A 19019-nucleotide genomic window follows, 5' to 3' on the forward strand; every position below is an offset into this window, starting at 1 on the left:
GACCAAAGCTCACCACGGACCGCAGGCTCACCACGGACCGCAGGCCGAAAGCTCGGCGCACGCTCAGCACGAACCGCACGCTCAGCACGAACCGCAAAGGCAGCGAACCGCAGGCGCAGCGCGAACCGCAGGCGCAGCGCAGGCCGCAGGCCGAAAGCTCAGCGCGAGCCGTGTCAGCCCCGCAGGCCGCGCAGCGCCTCGTAGAAGTCGTGGTGCCTGGCCAGCTCACGCTCGACCGGCTCGACCACCATGCTCTCCGACAACGCCCCTACCCTGCGCCGCATCTCCCGTTCGAGGCGATCACGCTCACTGCCCGCCCCCAGCACCACGAAGTTGCGGCTGGCCACCGCGGAGAGCAGCCCCAGCCCGAGCACGGCGACCATCATCAGCCCCACCCAGGGCAACGTCTCGACCTCGCCCAGCACCCGGAGCCCGACGGGCAACTCGCCCACCTCCAACACCCCGTAGGCGAGCGTGGTGCCGACCCAGGCGACTCCCGCGACGAACAGCGCCACCAGGCTGTACTGCCAGAACTTCAGCAGCCGCCACGAGCCGGGGACCCGGTCGAGCCTGGGTGCGACCTGGGCCAGCTCGCCGGACAGCGCCTCGGGCAGTTTGGCCGCCTGTGAGCGTGCCGCGAGCTTCACCCCGTTGCGCCAGGAGTCGTGCATCCCCACGGACACGCCGTCCGCCAGTGCCTGGATCGCGTTGGCCACCTCGGCCGGCTGCGCGCTCTGCTCACCGCCGGGCACACCGCTGATCTCGTCACGCAGGTCGCCGAGCCGCAGGCTCTTCAGCGGGTCGCCGCGCAGCCGGTCCACCCAGCGCGCGTACGGCCAGCCGACCCAGGCCGCCGATCGCGCGCCGTACACGTTCTCCATGGCCTCGCCCAGCGCCGGTACCCCGACGGCGTCGCAGAGCGCGTCGGTGAGTCCGACCCGGCGGGCGGCGTCGACGGTGGACGGCACGCCGCCGGCGTCGCCCTCGGGCATCAGCGCGACCATCTTGCGGATCACCCGCTCGATGTCGGCCTCCAGGCGCTGGATCGCCGCTCTGCGCCTGGACACGGTGTGGGCGAGCACCGTCTTGAGGCTGTCGGCGCCGCCCCCGGTGGTCGCCGCGGTGGCCACCACGCAGGGATTCTCCACGCCTTCGCGTTCGAGCAGGTCGGTGAGGTCGGCGACGCACTCGGCCAGTTCCTCGGGGGCGAGCCGGTCGGCCTGGTTGAGCGCGAACATGGTCACCGCGTTGTGACCGGCCAGGTCGACGACGTAGCGCCGGTGTGTGGAGGCGTCGGCGTACTTCTGTGGATCGAGCACCCACACGACCAGGTCGGCCACCTGGATCAGCCGGTCGGCCTCGTGGTCGGTGAGGGCGCGGATGGAGTCGTGGTCGGGGAGGTCGAGCAGGATCAGGCCGTGGAGCTGGCTGTCGCCCTTGTCCAGCGCGCTGGCCCTGGCGAACCTGTGCCGCCACTGGATCTGCAGCCAGTCGAGCAGCGGCCCCGCGCCCTCCAGCCCCCACACGCACGCGTGGGTGCGGGCGGTGGTCGGCCTGCGGACGCCCGTCGGTGACAGCTCCAGCCCGGACACCGCGTTGAACAGGGAGGACTTGCCGCTGCCCGTGCCGCCGGCGAGGGCGACCACCGTGTGGTCGGAGGAGAGCTTCAGCCGGTCGCCGGCGCGGAGCAGGAGCTGCTGCGCCTCTGCCAGCAGCTCCGGGTCGACCCGGCCGGGGCCGAGCTCGACGAGCCGTGACAGGGCGGCGAGCCGGGAGCCGAGTCCTGGCCGGGCGGTTTTGGTGGAGGTAGTGGTGGCGGTCATCTGGCGACCTCGAGGTTGTACGTCGCCTGGTAGAGGCGGGTCGCGGCTGATTCGTCGGGAATGCCGGCGCCGTCTAACGCCCGGACATATCTCAGGGTCTCCTCATCGAACAGCATGCCGATCCTCGCGCGCAGGTCGTTACGTGCTTTGACGCTGATGTTCCGCAGCGACTCGGCTCCCAGCAGCGAACGCAGCAGCCGCTGGGGCATCGGCTCCGAGCCGCCGTCCGCCTCGGGCGTGCCGTATCCCAGCAGCCCCACCGTGAAGATCAACGCCAGCGACTCCTCGTCGAACGAGACCACCCTGGCCACCGAGCGCTTCGTCACGCCCTCCTTGCGGATCAGCGCGACCATGTGCTCCTGCCAGGCGGCGATCGTACGGCCGGCCCGCCGTACGAGCTCGTCGGACGGGTCGGCGAGACCTGGGGTCGAGGCGAGCGTGTCGCCTGGGCCGCCTCGCCGCACCCAGCGGCCGACGACCTCCTCGGCGGCGCGCTGGGCCGCGGAGACGGTCACCGATTCGAGGCCGGTGCGCAGCGCGGCGGCCAGGGCGCGCTGCCGCTCCGGGGCCTGCCGTGAGCTCTTCCCGCCGAACCTGCCCGGCTTGCGCAAGTGGAGGGTGCGGGTGAGGTCGCCCGAGCCGGCGAAGTCCTGCCAGCGGGCCAGTACCTCGCCGCGCATCAGCGAGCCGTTCCTGGTCACCTCGTCGATCTCGGCGAGCGCGCCCATGTAGGCGGTGTCCACGTCGGCGCGCAGCTCGCCGCGGAAGGCCACCTGCGCCTCCAGATGCTTGGCGAGCGCGGGCACCCTGGTCCTGAAGCTGTCGAGCACGCCCGCCAGCGTGGCCTGTACGGCCTGCTCCCTGCGGTTCTCGTCGACGGAAAGCTCCGCCAGCCACCTGCGCAGCTCGGTGATCTCGCTCTCGGGGAGGCGGCCGTCCCGGACCGCGCACTCGTTGATCACGAACCGGTCCGCGCCGCCCAGGCCGTACTCGGTCAGCATCCGGACGAAGTGCTTGACCACGACGTCACGCGACTTCGGAGGCACTCGCGACAGCACGATCGCCAGCCGCGCGCCCCGCTCCTTGGCCAGGCGGAGCAGCCGCCAGGCGGGCGCGTCGGCGTAGCGTGCCGCGGTGGTCACGAAGATCCACAGGTCGGCGGCGTCGAGCATGCGGTGCGCGATCTCGTGGTGTCTCTCCACCACCGAGTCGATGTCGGGGCTGTCGAGGAGCGCGAGCCCCTGCGGGAGGCGTTCGGTGGTGGTCAGGACCAGGCTGTCGGGCCCGGTGTCCGGTCGTGCCCGCTCGACCCGCGTGAGCCCGCCGAGCATGCCGTCCTGGGCGTACCACTGGAGATCGTCGGGGTGGCAGACGAGCACCGGGGTCCCCGTCGTCGGGCGGCGTACGCCGGTGGCGCTCACCTTCCCGCCCGACAGGCTGTTGACCATCGTGGACTTCCCCGCACCCGTCGAGCCGGCCACGACGACCAGCGCGGGCGCGTCGCTCATCCGGACCCTCGGGATCACGTAGTCGTCGAGCTGCGCCAGGATCTCCTCCCTGGCCTTGCCCGCCTCCTCCGCGCCTGGCCCCACCAACCCGAACCGCAGGCCGGTGACGCTCTCCCTGAGCGCGTGGAGCGCACCCGTCAGGGCCTGCGCCGCCGCGTCGGGCATCGCCATCTCACGTGAGCGCGCCGCGCGCCGCCCGGGGTCCGCCCTGCTATCGGCCGACTGCGTACCGGCCGACTGCGCGCCGGCGGCCTCGAACAGTCCTGGGGTACGGCGGGGCTGCGCGGCTTCGCCCGGGGAGGCCGGCCGCTCACCTCGTCGCGCGTCGTGCCGCCGGGCGGGATCGCCCTCGGCGTCACCGGGCTCGCCGTCGCCACCCTGAGCGCCTGTGCGCCGCCCGCCGGCGGACTCGCCGTCTTCGCTCCGAGCGACCTCGCGCCGCCCATCATCCATCCCGCCACCGGCGGCCTGAGCGGGAACGTCGCCGGACTCGCCGTCGCCGCCCCGAGCGGGAGCGTCGTCGTCGGTCCGCGTGGGCTCGTTTCGCTCCCCGCCGGCGCCCCGGGCGGGGTCATGCCGACCGCCCCCGGGTGGGCCGGCCTCGTCCCGGGGGCCGGCGGGCTCGCCTGCCGTACCCTCCGGGGGCTCGCGGCGGTCCTGCGGGTCGTCGGCAGGGCCGGGCGGGTCGGTGCCCGTGTCCTCGTCCCTGATGGGGCGGAAGGACATGGTCTGCTCCCCGGGCGACTCCTGATCGTCCGGGGTGGGGGCGGCCGTCCTGTCGTCTCCGGCGTCGCCGAGCCCTCTGGGCCTGTCGGCAGCTGATTTCACGGAACCCGCTCCGCTCGAACCATCTCGACCTCCTGGCCGACCTTCACGACATCGCCGACGAGAACGATCGCCGGTGGCCGTATCCCAGCTGCGATGACGCGCTCTGCCACAGTGGAGAGCGTGGCGTAGAGAGCCCGTTGCGTCGGAAGAGTACCGTCCTGTACCACCATTACGGGAGTTTCCGGAGAACGTCCGTCTCGTTGGAGTGTGTCGGCGACTTTCCCGATCCGTTCGACCGCCATCATGAACACCAGGGTGCCGTTCGAGCGGGCGAGCGCCGGCCAGTCGACGGTGGACTTCGGATCGTCGGGCGCCACGTGCACCGAGATCACGTGGAACTCCTGGCTGACCCCTCGGTGCGTGACCGGCACCCCGGCCGCCGCCGGGACCGCCACCGGGCTGGTGATGCCCGGCACCACGGTCACCGGGATGCCCGCGCGGGCGCAGGCCAGCATCTCCTCGCCGCCCCGGCCGAACACGAACGGATCACCGCCCTTGAGCCTGACCACGAACTTCCCCGCCCGCGCATGCTCGACGAGCAGCTCGTTGATCTTCTCCTGGGCGAGGTAACGACCATAGGGGATCTTCGCGGCGTCGATCAGCTCCACGTCGGCCGGCAGTTCGTCGAGCAGCGCGCGCGGCGCGAGCCGGTCGGCGACCACCACGTCGGCCTGTGACAGGAGCTGCCGCCCGCGCACGGTGATCAACGCGGGATCGCCCGGTCCGCCGCCGACCAGCGCGACCCCGACCGGCTTGGTCCGGCTCCGCCTGGCGTCGACCGTGCCGTCGCGCAACGCGTCGACGATCGCGTCCCTGATCCCCGCGGCCCGGTGAGGGTCGCCGCCCGCGGTCACCGCGACGCCGATCTCCTCGACGCGGCCGCTCGCCGGGGTCCAGGCCGCCGACGCGTCCTTGTCGTCGGCGCGCACGCACCAGACGCGCTTGGCCTCCGCCTCGGCCGCCACCGCGGTGTTCACGGACCGGTCGTCCGTGCACGCCTGCACGAGCCAGGCGCCGTCGCAGTCGCCCACCTCGTACGGCCTGGCCTCCCAGGTGACCTGTCCGGCCGCGATGAGGTCGTCGAGCGCGGGGGTGACCCCCGGCGAGACCAGCGTGACCACCGCACCCGCCTCCAGCAGCGCCGGAATCCTGCGCTGGGCGACTCTGCCCCCGCCCACGACGAGGACGCGCCGCCCGGATAGGCGCAGACCGAGCAGGTAGGGGGACATGGCGGCCGATCTCCCGTTCGCGAGAACTTGCATGTTAGGACGTAAACCTACCGGCTCAGGCCCAGGGTTTTCGCGGCACCTGTGTTAACGGTCGTCAAGGAGGGGCTGACGGGGATCCCACCTGGTCCCTCCCGCCGCGTCCTTACGCCTGCGCGCCATTCCGGACAGGCCCTCCAGCACGACCCGATTGCCCAAAGCCACGGTGATATCGGCATGATCGTACGGCGGCGCGACCTCGACGATCTCCATCCCGACCACCGGCAGCTCGTAGCAGATCCTGCGCACCGAGTCGAGGAGTTGCCTGGCCGACAGCCCGCCCGGCTCCGGGGTGCCCGTCCCCGGCGCCGCCCCCGGGTCGCACACGTCGATGTCCACCGACAGGTAGACCCCCTCGCACTCGTCGAGCGCGAGGGCGAACGCCTCCGTCAGGCACTCCTCCAGGCCGCGCGCGCCGATCTCGGTCATCTCGTAGGACCGCATGTTCTGCTCGGCCATCCACGCCAGGGTCTCGGGACCCGGCCAGTAGCCGCGCAGGCCGATCTGCAGGAACCGGTCGCCGCGGATCGCGCCCGACTCGATCAGCCTGCGCATCGGCTGGCCGTGGCCGTACAGGTGGCCGAAGGCGATGTCGCCGGTGTCGGCGTGCGCGTCGAAGTGCAGCATCGACACGCGGCCCATCCCCCTGGCCCGTGCCACGCCGCGGGCGTCGGGGAGCGCGATCGTGTGATCGCCGCCCAGCACGAGGGGAATCGCTCCGCAGGAGGCGATCCGGTGCACGGCCTCCTCGATGTCGTGGATCGACTTCTCGACGTCGCCCGAGTAGCACTGCACGTCGCCCGCGTCCAGCACTCTCAGGTCGCGCAGGGCGTCGACGCGCATCGCCAGGCTGGGCCGCGACCCGTCGTGCGGGAGGTAGCACGCCTGCCGCATCGCCATCGGACCGAACCGCGCCCCCGGCCTGTTCGTCGTCCCGCCGTCGAAGGGGGCTCCGATGATCACCACGTCGGCGTCGGCGAAGGTGCCTGGGTCGGTCACGTCACATCTGTCCACGCCGAGGAACGTGATGTCCGGGCCGTACATCGCTCCGTATCTGGGCACTGCGCGCATCCCTTCTGTCGCCGGGTCCTCCTACCCTGCCCGTTATGAGGATGCGCGTGCGCGTTCGGACCGCCCGTTCAGCTCTGCTTGTCGGTGACACCGGCGGAGTCGAAGGTGGCCACCTCGTGCATGACGCGTACGGCGGCGCAGACCAGCGGGTGGGCGAGGAGCCCGCCGGTGCCCTCGCCGAGGCGGAGCTCCAGGTCGACCAGGGGACGGAGGCCGAGATGGTCGAGGGCGATCCGATGACCGGGTTCGGCCGAACGGTGACCGGCGACGCAGTGGTCCACGACGGACGGCGCCAGGGCCGCCGCTGCGAGGGCCGCCGACCCGGCGATCACACCGTCGAGGATGACGGGAACGCCCGTCGCGGCGGCGCCGAGGATGAATCCGGCGATCGCGGCGTGTTCCAGCCCGCCGACCGCGGCCAGGGTCCGCAGCGCCTCGCCCTCGGCGGGGAGGGTCCCGTCGAAGTTGGCGTCCAGGGCTTCTCGGACGATCGCGATCTTGTGGTTGTGGGTGGCGTCGTCGATGCCGGTGCCGCGGCCGGTGGTGGCGGCCGGGTCCTGGCCGGTGAAGGCCGAGATCAGGGCGGCCGAGGCGGTGGTGTTGGCGATGCCCATGTCGCCGGTGATCAGGCAGCGGGCGCCGGAGGCGATGAGTTGCGCCGCGACCGAGATGCCGGTCTCCAGCGCGGCGACGGCCTGCTCGGCGGTCATGGCGGGGCCGCGGGACAGGTCGGCGGTGCCGTACGCGACCTTGCGGATGAGCAGGCCGGGGGCCTCGGGGAGGTCGGTGGCCACGCCGACGTCGACGACGGTCACGGTGGCGCCGACCTGGGTGGCGAAGGCGTTGGCCACGGCTCCGCGCCCGGTGAAGTTGGCCACCATCTGGGTGGTGACCTCCTGGGGCCAGGGGCTGACGCCCCGCGCGTGCACGCCGTGGTCGGCGGCGAAGATGGCCAGGGCGGCGGGGGCGGGCAGCGGGGGCGGGCTGACGCCCGCGGCGCCGGCCAGCCGTACCGCGACGTCCTCCAGGACGCCGAGGGAGCCGCGTGGCTTGGTGAGGCGGTCCTGGTGCGCACGCGCGTCCGCCATCGCGGACCGGTCGGCGGGGCGGACAGCGGCGATCGTCTCGTCCAGCAGGCTCAACTCACGTCTCCCGTCATGTGGGGGCGCCTGGGGAGGGTTCCGCCAGGCGGTCGCAACGTCAACGGCGCCCGGTCACCACGCGGTGGTGTCGAGGGCTTCCTCGTAGCGGTCGATGACGACGTCGGCCAGGGCCTCGCAGTCGCCGATCACCTCGGCGCAGCGGATGTCGAGGTCGGGGTGGCCGGCCGCGTAGGCCAGGGCCTGGGCCCAGACGCGTTCGAGCTGACCGCCGGCGAACAGGAGGTAGGGCAGCACGATGACGCGGCGGGCGCCGAGGCGGCGGCAGCGTTCGAGACCGCCGGGGACGCCGGGCGGGGTGAGGGAGACGAAGGCGGTCTCCACGGTCATCAGGTCGTAGGCGTGGGTCTCCCAGAAGAGGCGGGAGACGCGGTGGACCTCGGCGTTGGCGGTCGCGTCGGTGGAGCCGTCGCCGACGAGGACGACGGCGGTCTCGCCGGGCTCGATGGGGGCGGGTTCCTCGTCGAGACCCCAGGTGGGCACGGCGCGCAGCCGGGGGACCTCGATGGCGGCGTCGGCGAGCCGGTCGGCCAGGAGGCCGAGGACCCGGGGGTCGGGGCCGACGGGGCGGCCGTAGTCGTACATGAGGGTGGGGTGCCGCTGCTGTTCGAGCGCCATGGCGGCCGGGATCCGGCCCCCGGCGCGCTGCTCGGCGTTGAGCGTGAGCGGGAGGGCGACGAGGCGGTGGTGGCCCCTGGCGATGAGGGAGGCGACCGAGTCGCTCAGCCGGGGTCTGGCCTTCTCCAGATAGCCGCCGGAGACGTCGGTCGATCTGTGGTCGAGTCGACAGCGCAGCCGGTGCACGAACCTGCCGAATTCGGCTGCACCGCTGTCATCGCTCGAACCATGCCCGATGAGCAGCAGTGGCGGCTTCATGCAGATTCTCCATCACCTTGACAAGCTGACCTGGGGATACTCAGGCAAGACACGCGAGGATATCCGATAAGGGCTGGCCGTGGACAGGTAACGGCGTGGCAACGATGCTTGTGTGACAGATGGGGTCAAACACGTGATCCGTGCACCACGAAGACGGACTCCGCCGGGCTGAGATCGCGCGTCTCGCCGAGCCGGGCGGTCTGGATCAGGACCCCTTCGGCGTGGAAACCGTGCTCCTTCATGATCGCCAGTACGGCGGGCGCCTCCTCGGCGGCACGCAGCACGGTCACCAGAGAGGACGGGCGTCGCGCCGCGCAGGCGGCGATCACGTCGGGGCCGCCGCCGCCCACGTGGACGCTGTCGGGCGCGGGCAGCGGTTCGAGCGCGGCCGGCGCCCGCCCGCGGGCGAGGGCGACCTTGACGCCATGCGCGATCACGTTGCGCTTGATGGTCTCGCAGCGGCCCAAGTCGCGCTCCACCGCGACCACGGCCGCGCCGAAACGGGCGCACTCCACGGCGATCTCACCGGCTCCCGCGCCGACGTCCCAGACGAGGTCGCCCAGCCGGGGACCGAGCTTGGCCAGCACGAAGGCGCGCGCCTCCGGGCCGGGGCCGTGCCGCAGCCGGTCGAAGCCCAGGGCCCACACCCCGGGGCCGGGGCGGGCGCCGGCGAGCCAGGCGGGCTCGACGCGCCGCCGCGGATCGAGTACCAGGACCACGTCCGGGTTGCGCCACGGGCGGGTGGTCGCCTCGCCCATCCTGCTGTGGGTGACCCGCTCGCCGGAACCGCCGAGATCCTCGAAGACGATGAGCTCGCGCGGCGTGGTGGGGGCGAGTTCCCTGGCGAGCTCGGCCGGGCCGACCCCGGGGGCGGCGAGCACCGCGACCTTGTGGTGGGCTCGGCAGACGTTCGCCGCGCGCCGCAGGTCGGAGGTGCCGACGACGAGGGCGTCCTCCCAGGCCAGCCCGGCGTGCGCGAACGCCCTGGAGATCAGCGAACTGGCGGGGATGACCTCGGGGACCAGCCCGTGGTCGCGCAGCGCGCGCACGCCGCCGAAGAAGCCCGGGTCGCCCTCCGCGAGCACGACGGCGTGGCCCTCCCCTGTTTCGAGGTGCTCCCGGAGGGTCGCGAGGAGGTCGCCGCCGACGACCCTGGACACGCCGTGGGCCGGCCGTACTCTGCGCATGACGCGTTCGGGGCCGGTGACGAGGGTGGCCCTGCCGATGCGTTCCCGGGCCTCCGCCGACAGGTCCGACCCGTCACATCCGATCACCGTGATCATCACTGCTCACCGTCCTCCCCTCCACAGTGACCGGCCGGAGGGCTCCGTGCCAGTGGGAACGTCGTCACGCAGGCGGCCGAACACGGTCATGTCGGTGCGTTCTCCGCTGGGCAGCAGTCCCGCGCCGCGCAACAGCCCCTCGCGGGTGAACCCGGATCGCTCGGCGACCCGCTGCGAGGCCGTGTTGCCGACGGCCGCCCACAGGTCGACCCGGGCCAGGCCGCGGGAGAAGGCGTGCTGGACCATCGCCTCGGCGGCCTCGGCCGCGTAGCCCCGGCGGCGCGCCCAGGGGGCCGTCCAGTAGCCGCAGTAGGCGAAGCCGTCGGTCCAGTCGGCGCCGAAGAGCGAGACCGCGCCGGACAGGCGGCCGGTCTCCCGGTCCACGAACGCGCACAGGGCGGTGGTGCCGGGGTCGAGGTGGGCGCGGCGCAGGCAGAAGTCCCGGGCGCGTTCCCGGTCGAAGTCGTGTGCCCACTTCAGCCACCGGCGGATGTCGGGGTCGCCCGAGGCGGCGAGCACGTCGCCGGCGTCGGCGGCCTCGAAGGGGCGCAGCGTCAGGCGGGCGGTCTCCAGGCGTGCCGGGCCCAGGGACGGCACGTGCCGGGCGGGGCCGTCGGCGAGGTCGGACCGGAGCAGGCCGAAGACGACCAGGTCGTGCGGGCCGTCGTCCTCCATTCCCGCGTCGCGGAGCACTCCCTCCTTGACGAAGCCCGCCTTGTCGGCGACCCGCAGCGAGGGCGCGTTGTCGAGGTTGACGCGGATCTCGGCGCGGTGCAGCCCGGTCTCGGCCATGACGTGCCGGGACAGGCCGCGAACCGCCTCCGTCGCGTAGCCGTTGCCCCGGTGGGCGGGATGCACGCCGTACCCGATCTCGGTGATGCCCGCGCCCCAGCGGGTCGAGAACAGGCTGATGCCGCCGACGATCTCGCCCTCCGTGGTGATCGCCAGGTGGATGCCCTGGCCGGAGGCGGACAGTTCGTGCACGCCGTGCCTGAGCCACTGGGACACGCCGGAGACGTGGCCGGGGGCGCCGGGCGGGAGGAACTCGTGCCGCGCCTGGATCACTTCGTGGATCGCCGGAGCGTCGGCGGTGTCGAAGGGCCGCAGCAGCAGCCGTTCGGTGCGGATCATCAGTCCCGGGTCGAAGGCATGCACACGTATCCCCTTTTAACAGGATTTCGGCGCATTACAGCTCAGCGTACGGAGGATCAGCACGCAAGCCTTGTCCACCATGTTTGCCATCGAAAACCCGGGTAGGGGTCCGAAACCGGTTGAAAGGGGGGACGACCATGGAACGCGGCAGTGCCAAGCACGGCCCGCGGATCGACGAACAGCAGAAGCATGAGAGCGAGGGAATCGTCCGCGGCGGAGGCCCGACACACGCGGAGGAGGGGAAGCAGCCCGAGCCCACGAAGGGCCCGGCCGAGGAGAGTCTGGGCACGCCCCCTCGGCCTCCCGGGCACGAACCGGGCACCGCGGCCGGAATCAGTCCCGCCGACGTGGAGCGCCGTAGCAACCTCGCCAAATGGCTCAGCGACGCCGATTTTCCCGCCAACAAGGCGGCCCTGCTCGCGCACGCGGAACGCTCGGGCGCGCCCGATCCCGTCCTCGAAGCGGTCGGATCGCTTCCCGAGATGCACTACTCCAACGTCTCGGAGGTCGCACAGGCGCTGGGACTCGGCGTCGGACAACATCGCGGTAGGTGAGAGCACATGAGATTGGACGCGATCCGGTCGCTGTACGAGCAGCCGGGGCCCTTCGTCTCGGTTTATCTCGACGCGAGCCGGTCGAACGAAAGGGGCGCGGAACAGGTGGCGCTGCGCTGGCGGGACCTGCGCACCCACCTGGCCGGAACAGACGACACGACGCTCGACGCCATCGAGGCGCGGGTCCTCTCCCCCGCCGAGGCCGCGCCCGGCCGGGCGATCTTCGCCGCGGGGGGTCGCGTCCTCCACGACGAGGCGCTCGCCGCCCCGCCGCGCAGGGAGATCGCCAGGTCCTCGCCGCTGCCGCACGTGATGCCGCTGCTCGCGCAGCGCGGCGAGACCGTCCCGCATCTGCGGGTGATCGCCGACCACACGGGCGCGGACGTGGTGGTGGTCGCCGCGGGCTCGCCACGCCATACGGCGGTGCATGCGGCGGACTGGCCGCTCACCAAGACGGCCCAGGGCGGGTGGTCGCAGAAACGGTACGAGCGGAGCGTGGAGGAGACCTGGGAACGCAACGCCGTGGTGGTCGCCGAGACCGTGGACGAGGAGGTCCGCCGGATCGGCGCGGAGCTGGTGGTGGTGGCGGGCGAGCCGAAGTCCCGCGCGCTGCTCTGCGACCACCTCGGGACCGGGGCGGCGGACCGGGTGGTGATGGCCGAGCACGGCAGCCGGGGGAACGGCGCCGACCCGGAGCCGTTCGACGAGGACGCCGAGGCGGCCATCGAGACCTGGGTCGAGCGCCGGCGCTCCGAACTGGTCGAGCACTACGGCGAGGGACCGTCGGCGATCGGCCTGCGGGAGACCGCGCAGGCCCTGCGTGAGGGACGGGTGGACACGCTGCTGGTCGCCGACGAGCCGTCCGCCGACGGCCTGATGTGGGTCGGCCCGCAGGGCGCCCAGCTCGCGCTCGACGGTGACGAGCTGCGTCAGTGGGGGGTGGCCGACCCGGTGCGCGACCGCGCGGACGCGGCCCTCGCCCGGGCCGCCGCCACGACGGACGCCGACCTGTGGTTCGTCCGCCGCGACTCGCTCGGCACGGACGTGGCCGCACTCCTCCGCTACTGACCGGCAGCGCCGTCGCCGAACGGTGACGGCACTCCCGACCCGTGATGACGGCACCGAACAGCGACGGCGCCACCGGCCGGTGGCGACACCCGTGCACCGGTTGGCAGCGGTCATCGGCCGCTCAGCGGTGACGCGGCCGGTCACCGGTCGGTGACGATGACCACCTCGAGGGTGCGGGGACCGTGGACGCCCTCGACCCGGTCGAGTTCGATGTCGCTGGTCGCCGAGGGGCCGCTGATCCAGGTCAGCGGCCGGGCGGGATCGAGCCTGGCGACCGCCTCGGGGACGCTGCCCACGATCTGCCCGGCGCGGACCACGCACAGGTGGTAGTCGGGGACCAGGGTGAGCACCCGGCGGCCCTGGCCGGGGCCGGTGTCGAGCACGATCGTGCCGGTCTCCGCCACCGCGACCGCGCAGCCGGTGAGCACCGCGCCGGCGGCGTCGAGGTCACCGGCGCCGAGCGGCGGGTCGTCGCCGACCAGCGCCCGCGTCGCCGCCTCATCCCCTTCCGCCCGGGCGGCGGCGCGGGCCCACTCCTCGTCGAGCCCTTCGGGGACGACGAGCCGGGTGACTCCCCTGGCCGCCAGTGCCGCGCCGATCGTGGCCGCCACCTGGTCGCCGGTCACGACGTGCACGATCGCGCGATAGTCGTCCACCCGTTCGGCGAACAGCTCGACGAGCCCTTCCCGCGGCCCGCCGGTCCGGTAGGCGCGCGGGATGTCCACGGCGGGCGCGTCGCGTACGGCGGCGCGGACCCGGGCCAGGATCTGCTCCCTGGAACTCATCGGCGGCCTCCGTCGGTCTTCTTCCACCAGTCGCGGAACGACTCCGCGGGGATCTCCGGGATGTCGCGGGTGTCGGTCCAGCCGGCCAGCGGACCGGGCAGCCGCTTGGGCGCCAGCCGGCGGAACCGGCTGCCGAGCCGCTGTGCCTTCGCCAGCCGTACGGACTTGTCGAGGACCCAGCCCGCGGCGCGCATGCCGGCGCGTTCGGCGGGTGAGTGCCTGGCCTTGGCCCGCAGGTGGACCAGGACCTCGGGGATGTCGATGGCGACCGGGCAGACGTCGTAGCAGGCGCCGCACAGGCTGGAGGCGTAGGGCAGGGAACGGTCGAGCTCGGAGCCCATGCCACGGAGCTGAGGGGTGAGGATCGCCCCGATCGGCCCGGGATAGACCGAGCCGTAGGAGTGGCCGCCCGCGCGCTCGTAGACGGGGCAGACGTTGAGGCACGCGGAGCAGCGGATGCAGCGGAGGGCCTGCCGTCCGACCTCGTCGGCGAGCACCTTGGTGCGGCCGTTGTCGAGCAGCACCAGGTGGAACTCCTGCCCCTCGGCCGAGCCGGTCCAGGTCGAGGTGTAGGGGTTCATCCGCTCGCCGGTGGAACTGCGCGGCAGGAGCTGCAGGAAGACCTCCAGATCACGCCAGCTCGGCACGACCTTCTCGATGCCGACGACGCTGATCAGCGTCTCCGGCAGGGTGAGGCACATCCGGCCGTTGCCCTCGGACTCCAGCACCACCAGGGTGCCGGTCTCGGCGACCATGAAGTTGGCCCCGGAGACGGCGACCTTGGCCGACAGGAACTTCTCGCGCAGGTGCAGCCTGGCCGCCTCGGCGAGGGCGCGCGGCTCGTCGGTGAGCCCGTCCGGCGCCGGACGCCCCCATTCGGCCATCTTCGACAGGAACACCTCCCTGATCTCCGACCGGTTGCGGTGGATCGCGGGCACCAGGATGTGCGAGGGCCAGTCGTCGCCGAGCTGCACGATCAGCTCGGCGAGGTCGGTCTCGTAGGCGGTGATCCCCTGCGCGGCCAGCGCCTCGTTCAGGCCGATCTCCTGGGTGGCCATCGACTTCACCTTGACGACCGAGGTCTCGCCGGTGGCCTTGACCAGGTCGGTGACGATCCGGTTCGCCTCCTCGGCGTCGGCTGCCCAGTGCACGTGGCCGCCGGCGTCCGTCACCGCCGCCTCCAGCGTCAGCAGGTGGGTGTCGAGGTCGCGCAGCGCCTCGTCCTTGATCGCCGCCGCGGCGGCCCGCAGCTCCGCCCAGTCGGGCAGCTCGCCGACCACGGCGGCCCGCTTGCCGCGAATGGTGTGGGTGGCCTTGCGCAGGTTGTAGCGAAGCTGGGAGTCCTGTACGGCGTGCGCCGCGTTCGCCGGGAAGGCGGGCATGCCGAGGAAGGCGCCACTCATGCCTGGACCTCCGTGGCCGCGAGGATCTCGGCGAGGTGCATCACGCGCACCCCGGCGCGCTGCCGTTTCAGGGCGCCGCCGATGTGCATCAGGCAGGAGTTGTCGGCGGCGCAGAGCACCTCGGCGCCGGTGTCGAGCACGCCGCGGACCTTGTCGCCGCACATCGCCGCGGAGATCGCCGGGTTCTTCACCGCGAAGGTGCCGCCGAAGCCGCAGCACTCCTCCGCGCCGGGCAGCGGGAGCAGCTCCAGCCCGCGGACCTGTGCCAGGAGGCGGGCGGGGCGGTCGCCGAGGTGCAGGCCGCGCAGCGAGTGGCAGGTCGGGTGATACGTCACCCGGTGCGGGAAATATGCGCCTACGTCGGTGACGCCCAGCACGTCCACCAGGAACTCCGACAGGTCGTACACCTTGGGCGCCATCTCCGCCGCCGCCCGGGAGAACGCGCTCGACCCGCCGGGCGGACGGGGACCGCCCCCGACGGGCGCGTGGCGAGGACCGGCCGCGGCCGCCCTGGCCAGGCGAGGGTACTGCTCGCGGACCATCGCGGCGCACGAACCCGAAGGGGCGACCACGGCGTCGTAGTCGCCGAAGACGTCGAGGAAGTGCCGGGCCAGCCGTACGCCCTCGTCCTGGTAGCCGGTGTTGACGTGCATCTGCCCGCAACAGGTCTGCGCGGCGGGGAACTCGACCTCGCAGCCGAGGCGGCGCAGCAGGGAGACCACCGCCCGGCCCGTCCCAGGGAAGAGCGTGTCGTTGACACACGTGATGAACAGGGCGACGCGCACAATGCTCCCTTTCCTATGAGGTCTGACCACTGTATGGTCCGACCATATGGAGACACAAGACTCCGGATGGCGCCCGGTCCGCCGCGCCCGTGCCTTCGAGGACGTGCTCGCCCAGATCGAGCGGCGGATCGCCGACGACGAGCTCGCCGTCGGCGACCGGCTTCCCGGCGAGCGGCAGATGGCCGAACAACTCCAGGTCAGCAGGTCCTCCGTGCGGGAGGCGCTGCGGGTGCTGGAGACGCTGGGCGTGGTGTCGTCGCAGGCGGGACGTGGGCCCGACGCGGGAGCCGTGCTCATCTCCCGGCCGGAGGGCGCGCTCACCGACCTGCTGCGGCTGCACCTCGGCCTGTCCTCGCTGTCCATGCGCGAGGTGGTCGAGACCCGGATGATGATCGAGCGGTGGTCGGCGGCGCACGCGGCCGACCACGTCACCGCCGAGCACCTGGCCAGGATGCGGACCGCGCTGGCGAACATGGCGGCGGCGGCCACGGTGGCGGAGTTCGTCGAGCACGACACCGACTTCCACCTCACGATCGCCGAACTGTCGGGGAACCGGCTGCTCGCCGCCACCATGCGGGCCCTGCGCGCCGCCGTCCAGGAGTACGCGATCGAGGCGGTGCACCGGCTGGGCACGACCGAGGGGCTGACGGCCGACCACATGGAGATCTACGACGCGATCGCGGCGGGCGACCGGGAGGCCGCGGTGGCCGCCGTCTCCGCGCATCTGGCCCGCGCCTACCCCACCGCCTGACCGATCACACCGCATCCGGCCCGCGCCCACCCCACCACCCGACCGATCACACCGCATCCGGCCCGCGCCCACCCCACCACCCGACCGATCACACCGCATCCGGCCCGCGCCCACCCCACCGCCTGACCGGTCAGCGGGTGTCCGCTATCCGGCAGCCGGCGCCCGAGCACGTCGCCATCGCCTGCAGGCTCCGCTGGAGGGCGCTGAGCAGCTCCGGCGGCGCCTCCGCCGCCAGGTTCCTGAGCTGGAACGGGTCCGAGGCGAGGTCGTAGAGCTGGCGCTCCCCCGTTTCGTACTCCACGTAGGTGTACCGCTCGGTCCGCAGCCCCCGGTAGGGCGGCACGGTCGCCGGGGACAGGGTCAGCAGGCCGGGCGGGCTGAAGAACTCCACCAGGACGTTCCGCCGCCAGCCGGGCGGCGGCACGCCGGTGAGCAGCGGCACCAGCGAGCGCCCTTCGACGAACGCGGGGACCTCCGCCCCGGCGATCGCGCCGAAGGTGGGGCCGAGGTCCACGGTGGTCGCCAGGCTGGTGACGTCCGCCCCGGCCCGGACCCCCGGCCCGCGCACCACCAGGGGCACCCGGATGCTCTCGTCGAACGGGGTGGTCTTGCCGTTGGGGATCCGATGGCTGCCCAGGTGGAACCCGTTGTCAGAAGTGAAGAAGATGTACGTGTTAGCCAGCCGCCCGGACCGGCTCAGCGACGCCACCAGGGACCCGACGAGGTCGTCGACGCCCAGCATGGCCCGCATCCGCGCCCGGTACCGCTCGTCGATTCGCGCGATGGCGGCGGGGTCCAGCCGGGGCATCGAGCGCAGCCAGGCCGGCTCGGCCGACAGGTCCTCCTGGTCGAAGGACGGCGTGCGGGGCGCGATGGCGCCGGTGAAGGCGTCCGCGTGGCGGGGCGCGTGGTTGGCCGGGGCGTGCGGCGCGATCGGGGCGAGGTAGAGGAAGAAGGGCTCCTTGCCCTCCCTGGAGACGAACTCCCCGGCCTTGGCGGCGAGCACGTCGGAGAGGTAGTCCTCCGGCGCGAAGCCGTACTGGCGCAGCGTGCCGTTCTCGTTGAGGGTGTAGCCGAACTCGTTGTAGAGGCGCTTGACGGGCACCTGCCAGTCGTCCCAGCCCGGCGGGACGTGCGTCGCCTCGACCTTGCGGCCGGGGTAGTGGTTCAGGTACTTGCCCATCAGACCGGTCCGGTAGCCGGCCGCCTTGAGCCAGGTGCCCATGGTGGAACGTTCCAGACCGGAGGTGTAGAACTTGGCGAATCCGCCTTCGGGCGGGGTGTTGGTGATCACGCCGTGGCTGTGGACGTACTGCGAGCGAAGGATCGTGGAACGGGAGGGGCAGCACCAGGAGTTGGAGACGAAGTAGCGGTCGAACGAGGTGCCCTGGCGTACGAGCTGGGTCCAGATGTTGGGAAAGGCCCGCAGGTCGACGGCGTCCAGGTCGTCCGCGAGCACCAGCACGATGTTGGGGCGTGGGCGGGCGCCCGCGTCGGCGGGGACGCTCGCGAGCGGCTGCGCGCCGGCCAGGAGCAGCATGAGGAGACACGCGGTCCAGCAGACGATCTTCTTCACACGCTCAGGGATTCCCAGGTCACACCCCCTCGACACCCGACCCTCGACCAGTCCGGCTAGAACGTGTTCTAATCGGCCGGTGACGACTGATCTCCGGCTCGGCCTCAACCTCGGCTACTGGCAGCGCGGCCCCGACGACGCCACCGAGCTCGTCCAGACCGCCGAACGACTCGGCTACGACTCGGTCTGGACCGCCGAGGCGTACGGCAGCGACGCCTTCACCCCCCTCGCCTGGTACGGCGCGCGTACCTCTCGCATCAAACTGGGCACCAGCGTCGTGCAGATCTCCGCCCGCACGCCCGCCGCCACCGCCATGACGGCGATGACCCTCGACCACCTGACCGGCGGCCGCCTTCTGCTCGGCATCGGCGCCTCCGGCCCTCAGGTCGTCGAAGGCTGGTACGGAATGCCCTTCCCGAAACCGCTGGCCAGAACACGCGAGTACATCGAGATCATGCGTAAAATCTGGCGCCGCGAGGAGCCGGTGACCAGCGACGGCGACCACTACCCGCTCCCCCTCCCCGGCGGCGCCGGCCTCGGCAAGCCGCTCAAACTCATCACCCACCCCCTGCGCCCGGACATCCCGCTCTACCTCGGCGCCGAGGGCCCCAGGAACGTCGCGCTCGCCGCCGAGGTCACCGACGGCTGGCTGCCGCTGTTCGCCTTCCCGGAGAAGATCGAGAAGATGTACGGCGAGTCCCTGTCGGGAGCCCGGCCCGGCTTCGACATCGCCGCCATGGTCCTGGTGATCATCAGCGACGACGTGCAGGCCGCGCTGAACAGCGTCAAGATGATGCTGACCCTCTACATCGGCGGCATGGGAGCCAGAGACCGCAACTTCCACGCCGACATCATCGGCAGGATGGGCTACGCCGAGGCCGCGACCCGGATCCAGGCGCTCTACCTCGCCGGGCGCAGGGACGAGGCGTTCCAGGCGATCCCCGACGAGCTCGCCGACGGGATCTCCCTGGTCGGGCCGCTCGGGCGGATCCGGGAACGGCTGGACGCCTGGCGGCGCAGCCCGGTGACCAACCTGCTGGTGATGGGCCCGCGCGACGAGCCGTCGCTGCGCGCGATCCGCGACCTGGTACTCGGCTGACCAGTGCCGACGCGGCTGCCCGCCGTACCTCC

Annotated in this window: 16 protein-coding genes; 4 read left to right on the forward strand and 12 right to left on the reverse strand. The window is 72.5% G+C overall.

The genetic code is table 11. The features are described 5' to 3' along the window. Window positions 1–173 precede the first annotated feature (173 nt). From MBA17_RS23920 to MBA17_RS23955, 8 genes are all read right to left on the reverse strand, one after another. Window positions 174–1823 (reverse strand): GTPase, encoded by a 1650-nt coding sequence (locus MBA17_RS23920; RefSeq protein ID WP_238498794.1) that lies wholly within the window; start codon window positions 1821–1823, stop codon window positions 174–176. Then, window positions 1820–4159: a dynamin family protein gene (locus tag MBA17_RS23925; protein ID WP_238498795.1), complete on the reverse strand. Its 2340-nt coding sequence runs from the start codon at window positions 4157–4159 to the stop codon at window positions 1820–1822. Before MBA17_RS23925 ends, MBA17_RS23920 begins: the two co-directional genes overlap by 4 nt. Continuing rightward, window positions 4156–5388 (reverse strand): uroporphyrinogen-III C-methyltransferase, encoded by a 1233-nt coding sequence (gene cobA, locus MBA17_RS23930; RefSeq protein WP_238499025.1) that lies wholly within the window; start codon window positions 5386–5388, stop codon window positions 4156–4158. Before cobA ends, MBA17_RS23925 begins: the two co-directional genes overlap by 4 nt. Before the next feature lie 84 nt (window positions 5389–5472). After that, entirely contained in the window at window positions 5473–6486 is a 1014-nt protein-coding gene (locus tag MBA17_RS23935; protein WP_238498796.1) for an agmatinase family protein, read from the reverse strand. A gap of 77 nt (window positions 6487–6563) precedes the next feature. Continuing rightward, the gene (cobT, locus tag MBA17_RS23940) at window positions 6564–7637 is read right to left on the reverse strand and encodes a nicotinate-nucleotide--dimethylbenzimidazole phosphoribosyltransferase (RefSeq protein ID WP_238498797.1); all 1074 of its coding nucleotides are present in this window, start codon (window positions 7635–7637) and stop codon (window positions 6564–6566) included. Window positions 7638–7709: 72 nt separating this feature from the next. Further along, entirely contained in the window at window positions 7710–8531 is an 822-nt protein-coding gene (locus tag MBA17_RS23945) for a sirohydrochlorin chelatase (RefSeq protein ID WP_238498798.1), read from the reverse strand. Window positions 8532–8656: 125 nt separating this feature from the next. Then, window positions 8657–9814 carry a bifunctional cobalt-precorrin-7 (C(5))-methyltransferase/cobalt-precorrin-6B (C(15))-methyltransferase gene (locus MBA17_RS23950; protein ID WP_238498799.1) on the reverse strand — a complete coding sequence of 386 codons (1158 nt, stop codon included), beginning with the start codon at window positions 9812–9814 and terminating at the stop codon, window positions 8657–8659. Window positions 9815–9820: 6 nt separating this feature from the next. Continuing rightward, complete coding sequence (locus MBA17_RS23955) at window positions 9821–10969, reverse strand: GNAT family N-acetyltransferase (protein WP_238498800.1); 1149 nt, start codon at window positions 10967–10969, stop codon at window positions 9821–9823. Between the two features lie 134 nt (window positions 10970–11103). Here MBA17_RS23955 and MBA17_RS23960 point away from each other — a divergent pair, with 134 nt between their 5' ends. Both MBA17_RS23960 and MBA17_RS23965 read left to right on the forward strand, forming a co-directional pair. After that, the gene (locus MBA17_RS23960; RefSeq protein ID WP_238498801.1) at window positions 11104–11520 is read left to right on the forward strand and encodes a DUF2795 domain-containing protein; all 417 of its coding nucleotides are present in this window, start codon (window positions 11104–11106) and stop codon (window positions 11518–11520) included. 6 nt (window positions 11521–11526) lie between these two features. Then, window positions 11527–12588, forward strand: a complete 1062-nt coding sequence (locus tag MBA17_RS23965; RefSeq protein ID WP_238498802.1) for a baeRF2 domain-containing protein — start codon at window positions 11527–11529, stop codon at window positions 12586–12588. 140 nt (window positions 12589–12728) lie between these two features. On the opposite strand, the gene MBA17_RS23970 is transcribed toward MBA17_RS23965, so the two are convergent. From MBA17_RS23970 to MBA17_RS23980, 3 genes are read right to left on the reverse strand one after another with little or no spacing between them, the layout of a single operon-like run. Then, the gene (locus MBA17_RS23970; RefSeq protein ID WP_238498803.1) at window positions 12729–13373 is read right to left on the reverse strand and encodes a LutC/YkgG family protein; all 645 of its coding nucleotides are present in this window, start codon (window positions 13371–13373) and stop codon (window positions 12729–12731) included. Then, entirely contained in the window at window positions 13370–14776 is a 1407-nt protein-coding gene (locus tag MBA17_RS23975; protein WP_238498804.1) for a lactate utilization protein B, read from the reverse strand. Before MBA17_RS23975 ends, MBA17_RS23970 begins: the two co-directional genes overlap by 4 nt. Further along, entirely contained in the window at window positions 14773–15561 is a 789-nt protein-coding gene (locus MBA17_RS23980; RefSeq protein WP_238498805.1) for a (Fe-S)-binding protein, read from the reverse strand. The genes MBA17_RS23975 and MBA17_RS23980 overlap by 4 nt, the downstream gene beginning before the upstream one ends. A 46-nt stretch (window positions 15562–15607) precedes the next feature. On the opposite strand from MBA17_RS23980, the gene MBA17_RS23985 reads away from it, so the two are divergent. After that, window positions 15608–16312: a FadR/GntR family transcriptional regulator gene (locus MBA17_RS23985; protein ID WP_238498806.1), complete on the forward strand. Its 705-nt coding sequence runs from the start codon at window positions 15608–15610 to the stop codon at window positions 16310–16312. Between the two features lie 130 nt (window positions 16313–16442). Here MBA17_RS23985 and MBA17_RS23990 read toward each other — a convergent pair whose 3' ends face one another. Then, window positions 16443–17888 (reverse strand): sulfatase family protein, encoded by a 1446-nt coding sequence (locus tag MBA17_RS23990; RefSeq protein ID WP_238498807.1) that lies wholly within the window; start codon window positions 17886–17888, stop codon window positions 16443–16445. Window positions 17889–17967: 79 nt separating this feature from the next. Here MBA17_RS23990 and MBA17_RS23995 point away from each other — a divergent pair, with 79 nt between their 5' ends. Next, window positions 17968–18987 carry an LLM class F420-dependent oxidoreductase gene (locus MBA17_RS23995; RefSeq protein ID WP_238498808.1) on the forward strand — a complete coding sequence of 340 codons (1020 nt, stop codon included), beginning with the start codon at window positions 17968–17970 and terminating at the stop codon, window positions 18985–18987. The last annotated feature ends 32 nt before the right edge of the window (window positions 18988–19019 follow it).

It is taken from the genome of Dolomitihabitans soli (assembly GCF_022213955.1).
In the GTDB taxonomy this organism is placed as follows: Bacteria; Actinomycetota; Actinomycetes; order Streptosporangiales; family Streptosporangiaceae; genus Streptosporangium_A; species Streptosporangium_A soli.